Source organism: Paenibacillus sp. J22P51 (genome assembly GCF_059692215.1).
The window spans coordinates 44,853-63,555 of the sequence record NZ_JCAUAZ010000023.1; the positions used below are offsets into that span (position 1 = coordinate 44,853).

Genomic DNA, 18,703 nt, shown 5'->3' on the forward strand with positions numbered 1-18,703 from the left:
CGCACCTACTCATGCGTCAGCTTGCTCTTCATACCAAGGATTCAAGTGGACTAGCACCTCATCCACATCGTTATGGGCTTCTTTAATTTTCTGCTTAATACTACGGCTGATGTCGTGCCCTTCTTGAATCGTCAATCTCCCTGAAACACCTAGTCTAGCGTCAACTAATATGTAATGACCATGCTCCCTCGCACGGAGACGATCGATCCGCTTGACCTCTGGTACAGCACGGATCAGCTCAGCATACTGCTCGATATAGGTCGAACTCACACTACGCTCCATCAGAATATCGAAAGACTCGCTGCCCATTTCGTACGCCAGCTTCAATACAAGAAATGAGACGATAATCCCCGCTATAGGATCACCATACGCCAAGTAGCTAATGTTGTAGTGATCTCCTATCAATGCTAAGCCGATCCCCACCGAAGCTGCTATCGAGGCATATACATCTGCCAAATGGTCGTAGGCTGTGGCAATGAGCCCCTTGCTATTGATCCTTTTCCCAATACGCATGGTGTAGACATAGAGAATTTGTTTCCATATTAGTGAAACCACAGCCGCGCAAAGTGCAATGATATGTGCCTCGCTCGCTGGTTCGAATAGGGCATGAATAGAGTGATAGCCCATATAGATTGCGGCTCCGCCTAATATGATCGCAACGATGAAAGCGCCGAGCACCTCCGCTTTCCCATGCCCGTAAGGATGATCCACATCCGCTGGCTTCGAGGACACGCGCATAGAGCTGTAGGCGGTTGCCGTCGCAATTACGTCTCCTGCGTTATGAATGCCGTCGGCAATTAGCACTTGGCTATTGAACAGAAGGCCGACAACGATTTTGATGGCGGTCAGCACAATGTTACTGGCCAGACTTAACCATATCGCCAGCATCGAGGCTGTCTTCTTCATGACTTGCCCACTCCCTTCCCACATCTAGTATGGCCTTTCAGAAGCAAAGCATCCGTCCATGTGGGGTAGGTTGGGTTGGTTGATTAGGGACTTGATTAGGGATAGATGAGTGAGTTAAAGGGTGATGGAGATGGAGATGGGGAAACGGATCGAAAGCAGGGCTAGGCTGGGATTAGACTATTTGCTAGATAAGAACATAGTGAGTGCTTATTTGCGTAAAAAGGTGGCATATCGCGAGATAAGACCTTAGAGAGTGCTTATTCGCTGCACTACGCGTCATTATGAGGCGTATGCGCGGGAAATAAGCACTCCTTGAGTGCTTATCTGAGTCTAACTCGCGGTATATCGCGAGTTAAGACTATTGCAAGTGCTTATTCGCAACATTACGCACCATTCTGGGCGTACGTGTGTGCCATAAGCACTCCGTGGCTTTGCATGGGTGACGAATGCCGCTAGCGCAGCATCGTCCCCATGCGCCGCGCCGCCTCCATAATCGTCGGCGCCTGCTCTTGCATCAGCTCCAGCGTAAGCCTATTCGCTGGACCCGAGACCGCGAGGGCGGCGACTAGCCGGCCGCCGCGGTCGAGTATCGGCGCGGACACGGCCGCCGCGCCTGGCTCGCGCTCTTCAACGCTCGTGGCGAAGCCCGCGCGTCGAGTGTCGCCGAGCTGCTGCAGGTACGCCTGCGTGTCTAACCCCGTCGGCCAATCGGCCGAGGTTAGCAGCTGCTCCAGCAGCCCTGGCTCGGCAAAGGCGACGAGCACCTTGCTCGAGGCGCCGACGTAAAGCGGCATTCGCGCACCGACAGGGGCAACACGGCGAATGGCATGGTTGCTCTGCACGGCTTGGATGCGAACACGCACCAGGCCGTCCTGTACGTACAGCGAGATCGTTTCCCCTAGCTGATCGCGCAGTCTCTCCATCTCAGGCAGCAGAATGATGCCGGGGTCTCCCTCTTTGGATAGGTTAGCTGAAAGCTCCCACAGCCGGTAACCCAGTCTGTATTTATCCGTCGCTTCATCACGCATGATGAAGCCTTTCCCTTCTAGGGATGCTAGAAGGCGATGCACCGTGCTTTTGTGAAGCTGCACACGTGTGGCAATTTCGGTTAACGTCAGCTCCGACGCCCCCGTAAAACAAAGCATAATATCTAAAGCGCGCTCAACAGCACGCACGGTCAGCTTGCCATCTTCCATCCAATGAACACCACTTTCATGAGCCAAACTGTTTCACTATATGAAACCTTGTTATGTTCAGTATAACGAAACTACATGGAACCGTAAAGGTCAAACACCTCTTTTTCCCATTATTACAGGACCGTTACAATAGGCTTACAAATGCCGCATCTTCATTGACTTGAAAGCGCATTCATAATACTATTAAGGTAGATCAATACTTATCAGAATATTTAAATAATTAACTCTCCCTTCACTTGTTCATACCTCTAACTATCATCCTATACACATCTGCACGGAGGGAGACTACATCGATGTCTACAACTACACTAAATCCCGTTACGGGATCGCTTCAACCCACACTTGGTCAGGTAATCACGCAGCCTTTTTTACGCAGAAGAAAGCTAATCACCACAACACTTCTAGCCTTATTAATTCTATGTACATCAGTCGTACTTATCTTCCATGCTTACATTGCCTGGACATTGGCCCGGCCTCATATTGAGCCTCTACATTCTAACCCTATGAAGGCTGTACGTCTTCCTTACACGGATGTATCGTTCCCTAGTCAAAATGGTAAATCCCACTTGGACGGCTGGTTCATCTCAGCTGCTGGGTCGAGTAAGACCGTTATTTTCTCCCATGGCTATGGCGGAAATCGCGAAGAAGAATGGGTCCCTTTGTACACCTTAGCACGAGAGCTTCATAAACAGCAGTACAATGTTCTCATGTTTGACTATGGCTATGTGAATCCAAGCAGTGATCGCCTCATGACGGGCGGTGTTCAAGAATCCCAAGAGCTGCTCGGGGCTATAGATTATATCAAACAGTCTACTGGCGGTTCGATCTTTATATGGGGCTTTTCCATGGGAGCAGGCACTGCTTTACAGACTGCTCTGCAGCAAACCGGAGATATCTCAGGGATGATCCTGGACAGTACATTTCTGTTGAACTCGGACACCCTTTATCATAATGTGACTCAACTCGTGCAGATACCTAGATACCCTTCTCTGCAGCTTGTCAGCTTATTTCTTCCATTACTGAATGGGGTAAGCTTACATGACGTTCCCTTCAAGAAAGTAACCACGACTTCTTATGAGATGCCGATTTTCATGATCCATGGCACTAATGATAACAAAGCTCCTCATAGCCTAGTCGAAGGGATGTTCAAGCAGCAGCACAACACCGCCTCTAAGCTATGGATACTTCCTAACGCTCAGCATGAGCTACTGTACCGTGCTGAACCTAAAACGTATATGCGCCGCACGATGGACTTCCTAGGCAGTATCGACACATCGGCCATATCCGAGCAAGTTAACGCTGGTATTCCCTCCTCCCTATAAAATCGACCTCTGATGAGGTCGGTATTTTTTTTTGCGTTTGTCTGGCTGCAATAACGACGAAAAAGGTAAGCTGCGCTTACCTCTTATCTCTCACATTTCATTATCAAAGCCGCGTCACGTTCATCGTAAACAAACTTAACTGGAAAACCTACAGTTAATTTCGTCTTGTTACATTGAATATTAAAAATAGTTGGAAAACCTCCAGTTAATTTAGGCGGTTTTCGCCCATTTCCCTAAAATACCTTGAATTAACTGTACAAAATCCATCTATACCTCCGAAATGAGAGAAACCAGCTAGATTAACTGTAGTAAATCCATCTATTCGCGCGGGTGGCGAGTAAGTGACGGGTTTATCTAATCTATTGGTTACCTCAATCCATCTCATAAATCGAGCCGGATTTGCTGGCAAACAGCTCCGCATAGACCTTCTCCGCATACGCGTCTGTCATGCCTGAGATGTAGTCCGCGACGAAGCGCGGCCAGCTCCAATTACTATTGCTGCTGCGCCGCTCGTAGCTATCGATCCAATCGGGCGGAATGATCCACTGCCCCTTATCCTTATTGATGAAGCTGTCCCAGAGGCGCTCGACGATGATCTCACTGCGTTTTTGCAGGCGCAAGACGCGGAAATCCTTGATCAGCGTGACCCACGCCAGCTTTTTGAGAATTTCCATCGTCCGCAGCAGGTCCATATCCTCCGCGCCGTCTCTGACGAGGGCGACTTTCTTCCAACCCCGTTCCGTGTCGTCGATAATGTCGAGGCGACTCGCAAATGAGCTGACCCAGCGAGCTTTCATCTCTCTGCGCGTCCGGGACTCCTCGCGGTTGCACTCGGCAAAAATAAGCTGCCACTGCTCCAAATAATCATGCAAAACGCGTCTGACCATTTGCTCAATATCAACTTGCTCCCAGCCGAATTTGTGCTGATTCGGGTCATTCAATATCTCCATCACAAGATGTCGAATCAGGCGTTGATCCTCGAAGAAGGTGGCGTTCATTTGGATTTTACCTGCGCGAATACCATCCTCAATATCGTGGGTGGAATATGCAATATCATCACACAAGTCCATCAATTGAGCCTCGAGCGTGGAGCAGCCCTCCGGCATCTTCCACACATCACGCAGCTCACGAATGATGTCCCACTCCGCCGCGTATACGCCCTTGAGACGCCCCTCTTCTTCGATGAGGAAGGGATACTTATTAATGCCGAGAAGCACAGCTGCCGTTAGATCTAGGCCGCTCTCGCTGCCTGCTCTTTTTTCAAGAAACATAAGAATTCGAAAATTTTGCGCATTGCCTTCGTATTTCAAACCGTGATCCTTCATCAGGATATGGTTGAGCACTTCTTCGCCTTTATGTCCAAAAGGGGGGTGACCGAAGTCATGCGCTATGGATGCACACTCCACCACGGTCGGATCAATGATCAGGCCTGGATGCTCTCTTTTGCTCAAAAAGGGATTTGTACGCTCTAACCGCTTCGCCACTTCTCGGGCAATCTGTGCGACCTCCAAGGAATGCGTCAGACGCGTCCGATAATAATCTCCTGAGCCGGCTCCGAACACCTGTGACTTCCCTTGCAGACGCCGAAAAGTTGGCGATTGTATCAACCTTGCATAATCCCGCTCAAATTCATCCCGTTCTTCACTCCATTTTGAGGAAGCTGCCTCACCAGGCCGATATTTCCGTATGTTGTTCATATGCTTGCCTCCTCTTGCCCTCTAGCGCTGTAGGGCGCCGATCTCACCAGTATCCTGCTGCTCCAAACCATCCATTTTTCTTCAATTAGTTTATGCGAGAGCATGTACGATAGTCACTATTCAAATCTAGCCGAAATAGCAAGGATTATTAATTTTTAACAATACTATATTCCTCTATACCCAACAAGCCTAACTTGCACCTAACGCACAAAAAAGGGAATGATGCACAAGACCATTGTCTTTATGCACATTCCCCGGCGCTCACATTATTTTAATAAAGATAGAAATTCCGAACGAAGTGTTGAATCTTTACGGAACGAACCGCGTACGGCGGAGGTGACAGTTTGACTGCCGTATTTCTTCACGCCTCTTGCACACATACACATATGTTCGCCTTCAACGACAACCATAACGCCATGCGGCCTCAGCACATCGAATAGAATGTCGGCAATTTCCGAGGTAATCCGTTCTTGTACTTGCAGCTTGCGTGTAACCACATCAACCAAACGAGCAAATTTACTAAGACCAGCCACTTTACCGCTTGGTAAGTAACCTACATGGACTTTGCCAAAGAAAGGCGCCATATGGTGCTCACACTGGCTGTAATATACGATATCTTTGATGATGACCAGCTCTTCATGCTGTTCATCGAAGGTAACGCCTAGTACTTCACGAGGGTCCGCCGCGTACCCTGCAAAAATCTCTTCATACATACGCGTTACACGAGCTGGCGTGTCCAATAGACCTTCCCGATCTACATCTTCACCAATCAAACGCAAAATCTCACGGACATGACTCTCGATCTGCTCGCGATTTTCCGCGACTAATGCATTTTTGTAATCGATGGATGCCATCTTCTCTACCACTCCACCCTATTTCTTATTTCCGCTTTTGGTTAAAGTTTTGGTTTTTCATCATTTGCTGTGCTTTATTCAATTGTTGCTTATTCATGTTATAGCCCATTTGCTTCGCCATTTTGGCCAGCATTTCAGGATTGTTCTGCATGGACTCCAGCTGTCTCTTCAAATAGAATACACCAATAAAGAAACCGCCAACCAAACCAACAATCAACGTGAGAATGGGAATCAAATAACTCCACATAACCTATGCCCCCTGCTTGTACATAATTAGAATAGAATGCTTGTTCTATCATATCATTACTGTTCCACGGTTTACAAATTAAAGAACCTGTTCAATGAATACAGTCGTTTCTTTGGCCAGATCGACCTCTTTGATCTCAAGCACCTTGTCGGTGGCATCCTGCTTCACGATCCGAATGATCGGCCGCGTTGGAAGTCCTCTGTGCTGCCCCACGACAACGCCTGTCTCCCGATTCGTCAGCTTAACCGACGTCCCCGTAGGATAGATGGAGACAATTTTCATGAATTGAATCAGCACATCCCGATCCAACTTCGTCTCAGCCAGCGCCAGCATATATTCACAGGCTTCATGAGGCAGCTTGCGGCGGCCCGCAGACATATCAAAGAGCAAGTTGTCGTACATGTTAGCGACGGCAGTTATTTTGGCATAGAGATGAATATCCTCACTCATTAGCCCTCGAGGAACACCTTCCCCATTCAACGCCTCATGATGCTGGAACGCAACGTGTGCTATGAGCAGACTGAACTCACGTTTGTTCTTCAAAAGCTCAAACCCGCGCCACGTATGATGCTTCCGTGGATCCTCCGAATCATCGTCTGTTAGCAGCTCCACTTTCCCTATATCGTGCAGAAGCGCCCCCATGGCAAGCTCTTTCAATTGAGTCGCATTCATCCCCATATTCATACCGATGAGCACAGACATCATACACACATTCATGGCATGAACATACATGGAATTATCCTGCGTCCGGATATCATTCAGCTGCACGAGGACATCGCGATTCTTCATAATTTCATCCAGCAGCGTATTGACTGACATGCTGACGTTGCGCGAATTAAACTCTTTACCCGACTGAATAGATGCAAACGTCTGCCCCATCTGCCTCATGACAAGTCGCTTCGTTTCTTCCGAAAGAATTTCTTGGATCTCCACATCCTCCAGGTTCGGGTCCTTGATATAAATCATCGTCACGCCAATGCGATTCAGTGTATTGATCATAAATACAGTTAGCTGCACATTCTCCGAAAGCAAAATAGTCCCATTACTGGCATAAATCGTACGTCCCAGATATTGACCAGGCTCCACAGAATCCAAATGCACATATTTCATAGGATTCACTCCACATGTTGTAATTGTTTGTCTTCTACGCTAGTACGGTTCGTTGTTCTAAATCCAATAAGTGCACTTTGGTCGGAAGTCCTCCTCCATAACCTACAAGGTCGCCGTTTGCTCCAATGATACGATGACAAGGGATAATAACGGGAATGGGATTATGATTATTCGCGCCCCCTAAAGCTCTTACAGCCTTTGGCGAACCGACAGCTTCAGCAATGTGCTTATATGACGCTGTCTCTCCGTAAGGGATCGTTAGCAGGGCTAACCACACGCGCTTCTGGAAATCAGTCCCTTGGAGATCCATCTCCCCTTCAAAGCTCTCTCGTTCTCTTTTAAAATACTGCAATAACTGCTCGGCTACGGACGCTAGCTGCTCCGCATTTTCGCTAAGCTCAAACGCCCCATACCAACGTCGAGCCCACTCCTCGCGACCCTGGCAATTACTTTCAAAAGTACCGAACTCCACTTTGCACAGTCCTTTTGGAGATGCCATGAGGACAAGAGGACCGATGGGCGAGTCGATCTCGGTATACGTAAGCAAGACTTTCTCCTGCGGCTGTTTCATCCTATTCCTCCTGTTCGGCCACCTCTTGGCTGTTCTGTGCAGCAATGGCCTTCTCAATGTCCTTCTGTACTTGCGGCTCTTGCTCAGCCGCAGCGGCTTTCTCAAGCGCGCGGCAAGCTTCCTCGCCGCCGATTCGCCCTAGCGCCCACGCTGCGGCAGCCCGGATCTCCGGGCGAGGATCGCTTCGCAGCAAGTCCTGAAGGACCGGCACCGCGGTGAGGTCCTTGAAATTACCGAGCGCGATAATCGCGTTGCGCTGGATCGGCTTTTTACCGCGCCAAGATGCCGCGATGCGCCCGTACTGCTCTTTGAAATCCTTGTTCGACATCGTGAGCAAGGGAATGAGTAGCGGCTTGACCTTCTCCGGGTCAGGCGTAAGCTCGGGATGATGCGTCCAGTTCATCCCCTTGTTCTTCGGACAAACGACCTGGCACGTATCACAGCCGTAGAGTCGGTTGCCGATCTTGCGTTTGAATTCATCATCCACATACCCTTTGGTCTGTGTGATGAACGAGATGCAGCGACTCGAATTGAGCTGCCCTGGGCCGACTAGCGCCCCTGTCGGACAAGCGTCAATGCATATCGTGCAGTCTCCGCATTGGTCCATGATAGATATATCGGATTCGAACGGGATGTTCGTGATCATTTCGCCCAAATACACCCACGATCCCCATTCAGGGGTGATGACGGCGCAGTTTTTGCCGCTCCAGCCGATACCGGCACGTTCGGCGACGGCGCGGTCGACCAGGGCACCGGTGTCGACCATGCTCTGCAGTCTCGCCCCCGGCACGCGCTCGGCGATGTACGCTTCCAGCTTCGCGAGTCGGTCGCGAAGCACATCGTGGTAGTCGCTCCCCCACGAGGAGCGCGAGATCATGCCCCGATAAGCCCCCGGCTCGGATCGGGGCGGGTTTGGCAGCTTCGACGGGTACGCGACCGCGATCGAAATGATCGACCGCGGCGCGTCGAAGCTCAGCTCGGGATGTACCCGCTTCTCGATATCCGGCTCCTCGAAGCCGGATTCGAAGCCCTTCTCCCTGTGGCGGAGAAGGATGTCCTTCAGTTCGTGGAACGGCTCCGCGGAGGTGAAGCCGATCTTATCAATACCCAGAGAAGGCGCGGCTTCCACGATCTCTTGTTGCAGCTTACGCCAATCTGTTCTCTCTGTAATGGAAACCGCCAACCTGCTCACCTCACTCTCTTCGAATCATTTCGATCACGCAAAGCTTCATTGTCTAAGACGAAATTCCTGCAAAAGTACATCCTTTTGCATGTAAATCTGTCCATCGACAATACCATACCTGCGAAAGTGCAGGAATTATTGCCACTTTGAGCTTTTTAAGGTTATAAAATGGGAAATTCATGCAGATTTGCAGGAATTGGATCTTTCAGCAATGTAATTGTTCGAAATTTCTGTACTTTTACAGGAATTTGAAATAGTTTTAATCGTTTGAGTAACTTTCGATTATAGCTTGCCGGCCATGTCGAGTGGCCAAAGCACAAACTCTGCTCGTCCTTGAACTAGACTAGTCGGTATGACCCCGAACATGCGGCTGTCTGCACTCGCCGCCAGGTGACGATTATCGCCCATGACGAAGATTTGCCCCTGTCCGACGGCTGTAGGTCCGAAATCCCCATCTTCAATGAGCGTATCCGCGTACGGTTCCGTCACCTTGTCACCATTCACATATAAAGCCCCTGCCCGGCCCTGCACCTCATCGCCTGCGATCGCAATGACCCTTTTGACCAACAACGGGTGCTGAGGTAACGCTAACTTCTCTGGCTCCTCGAGAATAACGATTTCTCCTCGCTTTGGTGCCTTCAAATACGTGATGGCTTTATTCACAAACAGCCACTCACCTTCACGGAGTGTTGGGTCCATCGAATGACCGCGAACAGTTGACAAGTTAAATCCAAATTGATGCACAATGATAACAACAAGAAGAGCTACGAGAATGGATTTCGTCCAATCCCACAGCTCATGCGTGAAGCTTCTCGATTCTTGAACATGCCCTGGCGTAGAAACGTTCCTTTTGGTATCTTCGCGACCTACGAAGAAGCTCATTCAACCGCCTCCACTCTTATATTTTTCCCATTGCTCGTAATAATAGATCACCATGTCATCCTGGAAAGGCGGCTTGTCCTCATTAACTAAAGCCAGCAGCGCTGCAAGCCCTTCCTTCACCTTCGTCTCCACAAGAGCCGAGTAGTGGTAGCCCAGCTTATGACGCTCGTATTCATCTTGATCCACAATATGTACAGTACGATCCGGCAACCGGATGACATCCAGATCATAGTCGATATAGGTTAACACCTGCTGAGTGACATACATCGGTGAGGCTACATTACAGTAATAGCGCACCCCAGACTCCTCCATCAGAGCAACGATATTAAACCACATTTTCGGAATAAAAAAAGAAACCCCTGGTATGCGGCTGACCCACTCCTTGCCATCCGCTTCTTGAATCTTGGTCTGACTATTGATAAACACTAGCATGCCCTGTTTCTGATGCTCTTCATGGAGCATACTCGGAGGAACCCGCCAATTGGTCAGCCACATGCGATGTAGATGCCCGTCGTGTTTGAAGCTTTTTATCACATACGGCGTGAAATTATCCATGTTCAAAGCTCCTCTGTAAATTGCTGCCGAAACGACACCTTATTATACTAGAAAAGCATATCTGACCCCCAATTGCAATGGCGGCACAGATATGCTTCCTATAAGCCAAACCTATTTATTTCCTTACTGTGCCACGCAAGAGACTACACGCTTACTTTCTTCACAATACTAAGCCTGTGGGCAGTTCTGGAAAAGTCATCTGCGCTATAGCCAGCTGACTCATACACAGGCAACACCATTTCATTGTGTACATCAACTGTTACCATAATTTTCTTTACATTCCGCCCGAGAAACCGCTGCTTCATTGCCTCGATCAAAGCTTTGCCAATACCCTTACGTTGATATGCTGTTGCGACCGCGATCCTATAGTAGTAGCCATTGTTATTATCAATCGTACCGATAATCATGCCTACGACTTGCTCTTCTTCTTGAGCGATTAAAACGAGCTCCGTGTCCCACGATAGCTGACGTGCGAAGGCTTCAATCGTCTCCTCATAGCAGGTTTCCGACAGAACGTCTTCTAGAAGTTCTTTAACCGAAGAGGTATCACCAAGCTGAAATGAACGAACATGCATACGGTTCTCTCCCAATTCCATATTAATTTGTAGAGATTAATTTTCTGGTAAAGAAGTAAATACGACAAAAAAACCCGAAATCCTGCTGAAATTGTGGTGAAATTCACAAAAAACTTTGTTTTTTTCGATATTTCTCTTGAAAGCGCTTAAATGCAAGCGTTTTCAAACAAATGGATTCATTTATTGCTGATTATTCTAGTTCCTTTGACCTCTCCTTTGCTCAAGGATGCTTTGCCTTTAAGACGCATAAAAAGTCACCTACCAAGGAACAATGAAAGTCAGTACAGTGAAATTGAGAATTTATGGGATGGTCGAATATGGAACTAATCCGCCGTTTATTAAAAGTCGCTCATCGGATGATCGAGGAAACCTCGGAACACCACCAGGAAGCCCCAACACCCGGAATCGCCGAAATCACCACTAACTTATCGGAAAATATAGATGAACTCAAAACGATTTTCAGCGACACACCCGATTTGATCATTCGTACGTTCACTTATAAACAATCCGGAGCTCAGGCAGCTCTGGCTTATCTCGAAGGACTTGTAGATAAAAATTCCATCAACAATAATGTCCTGCATCAGCTCATGTTTCACACGACTGGCGATGACAAGGATGAGTTGCCAGTCGCTTTAGGGGAGCTCAGCCACCTTATTGCCTGGGCGGCGGTTGAAACTGACATTTTGCACGGCTACAGCATACTTTTCATAGATGGGCAAGCCCATGCCTATGCGTTAGAAACACAAGGCTGGCCTCAACGTGCGATCTCAGATTCTCAGATTGAAGCCTCGCTAAAAGGTGCTCATCAAGGCTTCATCGAAACTGGTAGTCAAAATATTGCCTTAATTCGTCGATACATCTCTAGCCGAGAGCTTAAGATCAAAGAACTTTATGTCGGAAAAAGGACCAAAAGCAAAGTATCCATCCTGTATTTAGAAGATGTTGCACTTCCTGAAATACGTCTTGAATTGGAGCGTCGCATCTCGAGCTTACAGGTAGATTGCATTTTAAATACAGGCGAGCTGGCGGAGTTGATTGAAGATAATCCCTTCTCTTTGTTCCCGCAAATGATTACAACCGAACGTCCAGACACTGCCGCATCTCAGCTGCTGCAAGGGCGATATTGTGTTGTCGTAGATCGATCCTCCAGTGTACTAATTGCACCAGCAGGGCTAGCTGCCTTCTTCCAGGGTATAGATGATTACAGTACGCGTTGGCCCGTTGCTACATTCTTTCGACTACTTCGTTTCTTCGCCTGTATCATTGCAGCGTTTCTACCTGCTTTCTACATTGCCTGTATTTCATTTAACCATGAACTCATTCCCTTGGATTTGATTTTGTCGATTGGTGAGTTTCGATCAGCTGTTCCCTTTCCTGCTTTTATAGAGGCGCTCATTATGGAGATTATGCTCGAAATGCTGAGGGAGGCTGGCGTTCGTCTACCTGCACCCATTGGCCAAACTGTGGGGATTGTAGGAGGCATTGTCATTGGGCAAGCAGCGGTTCAAGCGGGCATTGTGAGCAATCTCATGGTCGTTGTCGTCGCTTCCACGGCGGTTGCCTCCTTCATCCTCCCCAATTATGACATGGCGGCATCCGTTCGATTAATTCGCTTTCCGATGATGACGATCGCGTCCATGTACGGCATTATTGGGATGATGGCAGGCGCAATGGTCATCCTAGCTCATCTAGTTAGCTTAAAATCACTCGGAGAACCGTATAGTTCTCCCATTGCACCGCTGCGAATGGCGGACTGGAAGGATGTCTTCATCCGCCTGCCGCTCAAAAATATGGTATATCGACCCAAAAGTGTTCGTTCACTGCAAAAACGACGATATGGTTCTACAAAACAGAAAGGAGATAATTCATCATGATGCCAGGAAAAGGCAATCAAATTACGCTGTTTCAGTATATTTTGATTATTCACAGTGCTCAGTTGGGTGTTGGCCTAATCCCTCTTCCTGGCGATCTTGCAAAAGGCTGCGGCACCGACGGATGGATTGTCTTAATCATCGGATGGCTCGCTTCTACTGCCAGCAGCCTTATTATCATTCAAATCATGAAACGGCACCCCGACGGCACTATCATAGACTTACTAAGTCACTACTTTGGCAAGTGGGCTGGAAAAATCGGCATGGTTGTGTTTTCCTTCTACTTCCTTATTCTTATTTACTTAATCTATCATCGGATGGCCCTTCTCATTCAGAATTGGATTATGCAGCAAACCAGTCTCTCTATCCTCATGCTGCTTTTTCTCCTTCCCGCTTATATGATTACCAAGGGAGGCTTTCGTATCATTGGCCGCTATTCTGAAATTCTCCTTTTCCTTTCCGTGACCCTCATCATGGCTGGTCTCTATTTGTTCAAGAATGCCCAATGGATTCATCTGCTCCCGATTCTGAAACATGGCTGGATGCCGATACTCCAGACAGTTAAATCTACCATTCTAGCGTTTTTTGGGTTTGAGATTGCTTTCTTTCTATACCCGTATTTAGAAAAAAAAAGTTCTGCCTCCACCGGCATCATTATTGCGAATTCAATAACTTTCTTTGTTTACGTGTTGTATACGATAATTGCTTTTGTCAATTTCAGTCCGGATGAAATTACGCAATACCATAATACGCTCATTTCGTTATTTAAAATCATTGAGTTTCGCTTCTTAGAACGATTTGATATTCTAATTCTCGCCATCTATTTACTCATTGTTGTGAGAACCTGGCTTCCCATGCTGTATGCTACCGTCATGTGCACCCAGCAGCTTGGTATCAAGGGACAACCTCGACTACACATCCTCCTCATACTTACCGTTATGGTCGTTGTCACATGGATTTGGAATCCAGGCTGGAATGACAGTATGAAATTAAACAGCTTTATTCAAAATATCGGCATCGGGATTGCTTTTGTTATGCCACCGCTCTTATGGGGCATTCTAGCCGGCATGCGCCGAATCTCACGGAGGGTCTCTCCATGAAGCCGATGCGAATAAGCCTTATTATTTTCCCGATATTCGCTCTGTTCATCGTCATGTCTAGCTGTAAAGATCAGCTGCCATTAGAAAATGTGACGCTTGCTCTTATGGTGGGGTTTGATTTAGATAAAGATAATAAACTCGTCATTTATGCTTCAAGTCCCGTCTTTAACAAGGAGGCGAAAGAGAAAAATGAAGTGACACAGGTCACAGCGACTACCTTAGAGGATGGACGGAACGAGATAGAGGGACGTGTATCGGCGCTTATTGGCGGAGGTAAAATTCAAAATATACTGATTGGCAAGCGCATATTAGCCCATGAGGACTGGTTTAAATTGATGGATGTGTTTTTTCGTGATCCGAAAATGTCTGAAACTGCCAGAGTCATCGCCGTCGAGGGCCCTGTAGAGGACATTATTCGATTTGCCCCCCGAGATAAACGGAGATTGTCGATGCATATTGCGAAACTCCTGGATACCGCTTATATGCACAATCTGGTGCAAGTTACAACACTATTTGACCTCCATCGGCAAATGTTTGAGAAAGGGATCACGCCGTACTTAACCAACATGCGCAAAGATAAGGATGTTGATGCGACGGGCACACTGTTACTGAATAAAAAGGGAGAGTATGCATACACCCTCGATCACAACGAAAATCAACTTCTACTAATGCTGCAAAATGAGAAGCAAAGCAATCTCAGCTTAACCGTCGTGATCCCTAAGGAGAAGGGCGATTCGCTTTTTGATACAGGTGCGATTAGCTTCTACGCCTTACGATTAAAAAGGGACATTCATGTCACGTTTGAACAGAATAAGTTCCATTTTGATATCGAGCTCTCGATGCCCATTCAACTGACCGAAAAATATTTCACTATTGATGTGAGGCATGAAGCGCCTAGACTTGAAGCCGAGATCAATCAGCAGCTGGAAGCGAAGATGAAGTCTCTGGTTAAGAACATGCAAAAGCACGAAATTGATCCCATCGGTCTAGGCCTTTATGGGCGCGGCTATCAATTCAAGGCTTGGGAGCACGTGCAGGATGATTGGGGACACGCCTTCTCAGAAGCCGAAGTGAATATTCATGTGAAGACGAAAATAAAGAATATGGGCGAAACCATATAGAGCATGAATGAGATGTATGAAAAAAAACCATCTTATAGGAGGATATTCCGATGAGAAAGAGGTGAAACCTATGTCAGATAAAGAATTAGATCATGAGCTTACGGCGCATGAGTATCCCCGTGAAATTCCTGATTTCCAGTTTCTAAGCACCAAAAAGCCCGAAGAATGGACCGAAATCGAGCTGCTCCAGCTTCACCGCACCATGAGCGACTTATCTCCTTATCTACACGAGCAGGATACGGCCATGCACAATCAAATCACACGAGAAATGGAGCGTCGCGGCATCTGATGGACTGCAGACTTAGTAAACACATATGTTGCTTTATTAGCTGTGTTCCTTCATAATGAAATTGAAACTACATAATTTTTAGGAGGTATTTATTCAATGGCACATCAACTACCCGCTCTTCCGTACGCAAACGACGCTCTTGAGCCGCACATCGATGCAAAAACAATGGAAATCCATCACGATCGTCACCATAACGCATATGTAACAAACCTAAATGCAGCTTTGGACAAACATCCAGCTCTGCATGACAAATCCCTAAATGACCTGATCGCTGACCTAAACAGCCTTCCTGAAGATATCCGCACAGCAGTTCGTAACAATGGTGGCGGACACGCTAACCACTCCCTATTCTGGGAAACAATCGGACCAGAAGCTGGCGGAGCACCTACAGGCGCACTAGCAGCTGCAATTGACAGCGAGCTTGGCGGCTTTGATAAATTCAAAGCAGACTTCGCTGCTGCAGCTACAACACGTTTTGGCTCTGGCTGGGCTTTCCTAGCTGTTGACAAAGCTGGTAAATTGAAAGTGTACAGCTTGCCGAACCAAGACAGCCCGATCATGGAAGGCGAAACGCCGGTTCTTGGTCTTGATGTTTGGGAGCATGCTTACTATCTGAACTACCAAAACAAACGCCCTGACTACATCGCAGCTTTCTGGAACGTTGTTAACTGGAACGAAGTTAGCAAACGTTACGACGCAGCGAAGTAATACGTGAAAAGCGACCCTCTCGGGTCGCTTTTTTGCGTTCTATGTGCCTTATTCTCGGAACTCTTATTCTCTCTTCGGATTTGGACCATATTGATTATCATAGTCGTCACTATCTTGACAGAAGAATACAAGTAAAATAATGGAGCCAATCAAGGGAATTAAGCTAATCAATAACCACCACCCGCTTTTACCCGTGTCATGCAATCGACGAAAGGCTACGGCTAGAGAAGGTAACAGGACTGCTAAAGAATAAATACCTGACAAGAGCTTATCCATTCCGATAATGGACTCGACGATAGCAATACCAATAGAAATGATAATATTGAACAGCACGAACATCCAATATTCCTTCCGTCTTGCTCTGCCTGCAAACCCTACATAATTCGATAACACCTTCACATACCATTCCATCTGCAACGACTCCTTTTCATGTAATCAACGAACGATATCCTCGGATAATCTACATTCTCCCATTCATATTCCAATTCGATGCATCTCATACATCTTTTCCAACGCAGTAACATTCTTTCGCTTTTCTCTTTACGCCAACAAAACGAAGTTGTACGATAACGGTATATGAATCTACAACCGGAAAGAGTTGACGAGCCCTTGACCATCATACCTTTACTTCAGCATGTCCCCTTGTTTCAAGAGCTTTCGGAAGAAGATCTGATCGGGATTGCCCCTTTATTTACGGAAAAGAAAGTAAAGAAGGAAACCATACTTTTTGAAGAGGGCGAAGTTGGTGAAGAATTATTCTTGATCCAATCTGGCGTAGTAAAAATTTATCGATTGGACGAGGCGAAAGAGGTCACACTGGCCCTGTTTCGTGATGGGGACTTTTTCGGAGAGATGTCACTGCTCAGCAGTGGGATGACTCGTTCGGCAACGGCTGAAACGATGGCTTCTTGCACACTTTATGTGCTCAACCGCACGGATTTCACTACCTTCATGGAAAAGAGCCCTAGGCTATGCCTAAAGCTCCTGGAAACGACAATGCAACGGTTGCGCCATGCCAATGATCAAATCTATGATTTGACGTTCCTTGGGGTTCGATCACGTATTATTAAAACGATCCTTCGCCTGTCAGAGCAGCACGGGATCGCTACGTCAGACGGTTTACTCATTGATGTTAAGCTGACTCACCAGCAGCTGGCCAACTTAGTGGGCACGGTGCGGGAGTCTGTCACTAAGGTATTGCAGGAATTGCTGGATGATGAGCTCATACACATTGATAAGAAGTTAATAACGTTAAAAAATATCGAGGCCATTCAGGCCGAAATTCGGTAATCATTGTGGTACTACTAACTACACGTACTAAGTAACTACACTTCAATACGCTCTTGCCATTCTTTCATGATCCGTACGAACACATTCGGAAATGCATAGTTCTGGAGATCCTCTGGACCTACCCAACGATAATGGAACGGGATCCATTCCTCCCCCGTACTTGGCCGATTTGCGTCTCCAAGCTTTGCGCGGTATACCTTCATTTTCCACACAATATGGCTGAAAATATGCTCGGTATCCATGAACCACTCATCAGGTTGAATCCCGATTTGCTCCTGCTCGGCAAGCGCCCCGCGAAGCTCGGACATGTTGTCCTCATCGGAATGCCATCCTGATGTCGTCCACGCGATATGCGGGAGCTCCCACATCCGAGCGAGCAGCCCCTCTTGCGGGCGCTGTCTGATCAACCATTTGCCTGCATGCTCACCCGTACCTTCAATGAAAGCCACTGCCCGCAGCTCTGGACGGGGCGGTTTGGCTTTCTTTTTGATGGGCAGGGCTTCTTCCATGCCAGCCTCACGTGCCGAACAGTGTGCCATTACAGGGCACGTCAAGCAGTGCGGTGACCTCGGCGTACACACCATAGCTCCCAGCTCCATGAGCGCTTGGTTAAAGTCGCTTGCGGTCCCCTCCAAGATGAGCTCTCGCGCCAACTTTTCCATGATCGTCCGAGTGGATGGCTTCATAATATCTTCTTCGATGAGAAAATAGCGCGAAAGCACCCGCATCACGTTGCCGTCAACAGCCGGCTCTGGCTTATTGTAGGCGATACTGAGGATCGCCCCTGAGGTGTAGGGTCCTACGCCTTTGAGTGCGGAGATTTCCTCTTTATTCGCAGGGACAACACCGTCGTAGCGTTCGTGCACTTCTCTGACGGCTGTTTGCAGATTTCTCGCTCGCGAGTAGTAGCCGAGTCCTTCCCAAGCTTTGAGCACATTTTCCTCTGGCGCTGTTGCCAAAGCCTCAACGGTTGGAAATTGATCCACGAACCGATGGAAATACGGAATCACGGTATCCACGCGTGTTTGCTGCAGCATCACTTCGGAAATCCATATATAATAAGGGTTTTTACTTCTTCGCCATGGTAAATCACGTTTATGTGTCTGGTACCAATCCAAGAGGTTCTTGGAAAAATACATCTTCTGTTCTTCGCTGTACATGAGCTCTCCTTCTCTATGGGGCACGTTCAAGTTATAATGGATGAATGGACATGGTACCATTATACG

General features: G+C 47.6%; 20 protein-coding genes. 7 read left to right on the forward strand and 13 right to left on the reverse strand.

All coding sequences use genetic code 11. From position 1 onward, the window contains the following. Positions 1 to 9: 9 nt before the first annotated feature. Both AC58QC_RS28460 and AC58QC_RS28465 read right to left on the reverse strand, forming a co-directional pair. The gene (locus AC58QC_RS28460; protein WP_497418396.1) at positions 10 to 906 is read right to left on the reverse strand and encodes a cation diffusion facilitator family transporter; all 897 of its coding nucleotides are present in this window, start codon (positions 904 to 906) and stop codon (positions 10 to 12) included. Between the two features lie 452 nt (positions 907 to 1,358). Beyond that, the gene (locus AC58QC_RS28465) at positions 1,359 to 2,102 is read right to left on the reverse strand and encodes an IclR family transcriptional regulator (RefSeq protein ID WP_497418397.1); all 744 of its coding nucleotides are present in this window, start codon (positions 2,100 to 2,102) and stop codon (positions 1,359 to 1,361) included. A gap of 293 nt (positions 2,103 to 2,395) precedes the next feature. Here AC58QC_RS28465 and AC58QC_RS28470 point away from each other — a divergent pair, with 293 nt between their 5' ends. Beyond that, positions 2,396 to 3,424, forward strand: coding sequence for an alpha/beta hydrolase (locus AC58QC_RS28470; RefSeq protein ID WP_497418398.1), 1,029 nt, complete (start codon positions 2,396 to 2,398; stop codon positions 3,422 to 3,424). A gap of 371 nt (positions 3,425 to 3,795) precedes the next feature. On the opposite strand, the gene AC58QC_RS28475 is transcribed toward AC58QC_RS28470, so the two are convergent. From AC58QC_RS28475 to AC58QC_RS28515, 9 genes are all read right to left on the reverse strand, one after another. Continuing rightward, the gene (locus tag AC58QC_RS28475; RefSeq protein ID WP_497418399.1) at positions 3,796 to 5,121 is read right to left on the reverse strand and encodes a deoxyguanosinetriphosphate triphosphohydrolase family protein; all 1,326 of its coding nucleotides are present in this window, start codon (positions 5,119 to 5,121) and stop codon (positions 3,796 to 3,798) included. 266 nt (positions 5,122 to 5,387) lie between these two features. Next, positions 5,388 to 5,975, reverse strand: a complete 588-nt coding sequence (gene folE / locus AC58QC_RS28480; RefSeq protein ID WP_497418400.1) for a GTP cyclohydrolase I FolE — start codon at positions 5,973 to 5,975, stop codon at positions 5,388 to 5,390. 25 nt (positions 5,976 to 6,000) lie between these two features. Beyond that, positions 6,001 to 6,222: a YneF family protein gene (locus AC58QC_RS28485; protein ID WP_028555371.1), complete on the reverse strand. Its 222-nt coding sequence runs from the start codon at positions 6,220 to 6,222 to the stop codon at positions 6,001 to 6,003. Between the two features lie 78 nt (positions 6,223 to 6,300). Further along, positions 6,301 to 7,332, reverse strand: coding sequence for an HD-GYP domain-containing protein (locus tag AC58QC_RS28490; RefSeq protein WP_497418401.1), 1,032 nt, complete (start codon positions 7,330 to 7,332; stop codon positions 6,301 to 6,303). A 34-nt stretch (positions 7,333 to 7,366) separates the two neighbouring features. Next, positions 7,367 to 7,903: a methylated-DNA--[protein]-cysteine S-methyltransferase gene (locus AC58QC_RS28495; protein ID WP_497418402.1), complete on the reverse strand. Its 537-nt coding sequence runs from the start codon at positions 7,901 to 7,903 to the stop codon at positions 7,367 to 7,369. Between the two features lies 1 nt (position 7,904). Next, a complete protein-coding gene (gene queG / locus AC58QC_RS28500; RefSeq protein WP_497418403.1) occupies positions 7,905 to 9,095 on the reverse strand; it encodes a tRNA epoxyqueuosine(34) reductase QueG in 1,191 nt (396 codons plus the stop codon). 273 nt (positions 9,096 to 9,368) lie between these two features. Continuing rightward, complete coding sequence (gene lepB / locus AC58QC_RS28505; protein ID WP_497418404.1) at positions 9,369 to 9,968, reverse strand: signal peptidase I; 600 nt, start codon at positions 9,966 to 9,968, stop codon at positions 9,369 to 9,371. Beyond that, positions 9,969 to 10,523 (reverse strand): DUF402 domain-containing protein, encoded by a 555-nt coding sequence (locus tag AC58QC_RS28510; RefSeq protein ID WP_497418405.1) that lies wholly within the window; start codon positions 10,521 to 10,523, stop codon positions 9,969 to 9,971. Positions 10,524 to 10,666: 143 nt separating this feature from the next. After that, complete coding sequence (locus AC58QC_RS28515; protein WP_497418406.1) at positions 10,667 to 11,098, reverse strand: GNAT family N-acetyltransferase; 432 nt, start codon at positions 11,096 to 11,098, stop codon at positions 10,667 to 10,669. 356 nt (positions 11,099 to 11,454) lie between these two features. Here AC58QC_RS28515 and AC58QC_RS28520 point away from each other — a divergent pair, with 356 nt between their 5' ends. The 5 genes from AC58QC_RS28520 (at position 11,455) to AC58QC_RS28540 (ending at position 16,187) form a co-directional block, all read left to right on the forward strand. Further along, the gene (locus AC58QC_RS28520) at positions 11,455 to 12,972 is read left to right on the forward strand and encodes a spore germination protein (protein WP_497418428.1); all 1,518 of its coding nucleotides are present in this window, start codon (positions 11,455 to 11,457) and stop codon (positions 12,970 to 12,972) included. Beyond that, positions 12,969 to 14,069, forward strand: coding sequence for a GerAB/ArcD/ProY family transporter (locus tag AC58QC_RS28525; protein ID WP_497418407.1), 1,101 nt, complete (start codon positions 12,969 to 12,971; stop codon positions 14,067 to 14,069). Before AC58QC_RS28520 ends, AC58QC_RS28525 begins: the two co-directional genes overlap by 4 nt. Continuing rightward, entirely contained in the window at positions 14,066 to 15,190 is a 1,125-nt protein-coding gene (locus AC58QC_RS28530; RefSeq protein ID WP_497418408.1) for a Ger(x)C family spore germination protein, read from the forward strand. Before AC58QC_RS28525 ends, AC58QC_RS28530 begins: the two co-directional genes overlap by 4 nt. Before the next feature lie 70 nt (positions 15,191 to 15,260). Next, positions 15,261 to 15,479, forward strand: coding sequence for a mother cell protein YfhS (gene yfhS, locus AC58QC_RS28535; RefSeq protein WP_497418409.1), 219 nt, complete (start codon positions 15,261 to 15,263; stop codon positions 15,477 to 15,479). Between the two features lie 96 nt (positions 15,480 to 15,575). Beyond that, positions 15,576 to 16,187, forward strand: a complete 612-nt coding sequence (locus AC58QC_RS28540) for a superoxide dismutase (RefSeq protein WP_497366246.1) — start codon at positions 15,576 to 15,578, stop codon at positions 16,185 to 16,187. A gap of 63 nt (positions 16,188 to 16,250) precedes the next feature. Here AC58QC_RS28540 and AC58QC_RS28545 read toward each other — a convergent pair whose 3' ends face one another. Continuing rightward, positions 16,251 to 16,598: a DUF805 domain-containing protein gene (locus AC58QC_RS28545; RefSeq protein ID WP_497418410.1), complete on the reverse strand. Its 348-nt coding sequence runs from the start codon at positions 16,596 to 16,598 to the stop codon at positions 16,251 to 16,253. 198 nt (positions 16,599 to 16,796) lie between these two features. On the opposite strand from AC58QC_RS28545, the gene AC58QC_RS28550 reads away from it, so the two are divergent. Then, positions 16,797 to 17,477 (forward strand): Crp/Fnr family transcriptional regulator, encoded by a 681-nt coding sequence (locus AC58QC_RS28550; RefSeq protein WP_497418411.1) that lies wholly within the window; start codon positions 16,797 to 16,799, stop codon positions 17,475 to 17,477. Between the two features lie 35 nt (positions 17,478 to 17,512). Here the strand turns inward: AC58QC_RS28550 and mutY are convergent, their stop codons facing one another. Continuing rightward, positions 17,513 to 18,637, reverse strand: coding sequence for an A/G-specific adenine glycosylase (gene mutY / locus AC58QC_RS28555; RefSeq protein WP_497418412.1), 1,125 nt, complete (start codon positions 18,635 to 18,637; stop codon positions 17,513 to 17,515). Positions 18,638 to 18,703 lie beyond the last annotated feature (66 nt).

Bases quoted from the DNA above. Each gene is read 5' to 3' on its own strand.
- AC58QC_RS28460 (WP_497418396.1), bottom strand. From the start codon at position 906: ATGAAGAAGACAGCCTCGATGCTGGCGATATGGTTAAGTCTGGCCAGT.
- AC58QC_RS28465 (WP_497418397.1), bottom strand. From the start codon at position 2,102: ATGGAAGATGGCAAGCTGACCGTGCGTGCTGTTGAGCGCGCTTTAGAT.
- AC58QC_RS28470 (WP_497418398.1), top strand. From the start codon at position 2,396: ATGTCTACAACTACACTAAATCCCGTTACGGGATCGCTTCAACCCACA.
- AC58QC_RS28475 (WP_497418399.1), bottom strand. From the start codon at position 5,121: ATGAACAACATACGGAAATATCGGCCTGGTGAGGCAGCTTCCTCAAAA.
- folE (WP_497418400.1), bottom strand. From the start codon at position 5,975: ATGGCATCCATCGATTACAAAAATGCATTAGTCGCGGAAAATCGCGAG.
- AC58QC_RS28485 (WP_028555371.1), bottom strand. From the start codon at position 6,222: ATGTGGAGTTATTTGATTCCCATTCTCACGTTGATTGTTGGTTTGGTT.
- AC58QC_RS28490 (WP_497418401.1), bottom strand. From the start codon at position 7,332: ATGAAATATGTGCATTTGGATTCTGTGGAGCCTGGTCAATATCTGGGA.
- AC58QC_RS28495 (WP_497418402.1), bottom strand. From the start codon at position 7,903: ATGAAACAGCCGCAGGAGAAAGTCTTGCTTACGTATACCGAGATCGAC.
- lepB (WP_497418404.1), bottom strand. From the start codon at position 9,968: ATGAGCTTCTTCGTAGGTCGCGAAGATACCAAAAGGAACGTTTCTACG.
- AC58QC_RS28510 (WP_497418405.1), bottom strand. From the start codon at position 10,523: ATGGATAATTTCACGCCGTATGTGATAAAAAGCTTCAAACACGACGGG.
- AC58QC_RS28515 (WP_497418406.1), bottom strand. From the start codon at position 11,098: ATGCATGTTCGTTCATTTCAGCTTGGTGATACCTCTTCGGTTAAAGAA.
- AC58QC_RS28520 (WP_497418428.1), top strand. From the start codon at position 11,455: ATGATCGAGGAAACCTCGGAACACCACCAGGAAGCCCCAACACCCGGA.
- AC58QC_RS28525 (WP_497418407.1), top strand. From the start codon at position 12,969: ATGATGCCAGGAAAAGGCAATCAAATTACGCTGTTTCAGTATATTTTG.
- AC58QC_RS28530 (WP_497418408.1), top strand. From the start codon at position 14,066: ATGAAGCCGATGCGAATAAGCCTTATTATTTTCCCGATATTCGCTCTG.
- yfhS (WP_497418409.1), top strand. From the start codon at position 15,261: ATGTCAGATAAAGAATTAGATCATGAGCTTACGGCGCATGAGTATCCC.
- AC58QC_RS28540 (WP_497366246.1), top strand. From the start codon at position 15,576: ATGGCACATCAACTACCCGCTCTTCCGTACGCAAACGACGCTCTTGAG.
- AC58QC_RS28545 (WP_497418410.1), bottom strand. From the start codon at position 16,598: ATGGAATGGTATGTGAAGGTGTTATCGAATTATGTAGGGTTTGCAGGC.
- mutY (WP_497418412.1), bottom strand. From the start codon at position 18,637: ATGTACAGCGAAGAACAGAAGATGTATTTTTCCAAGAACCTCTTGGAT.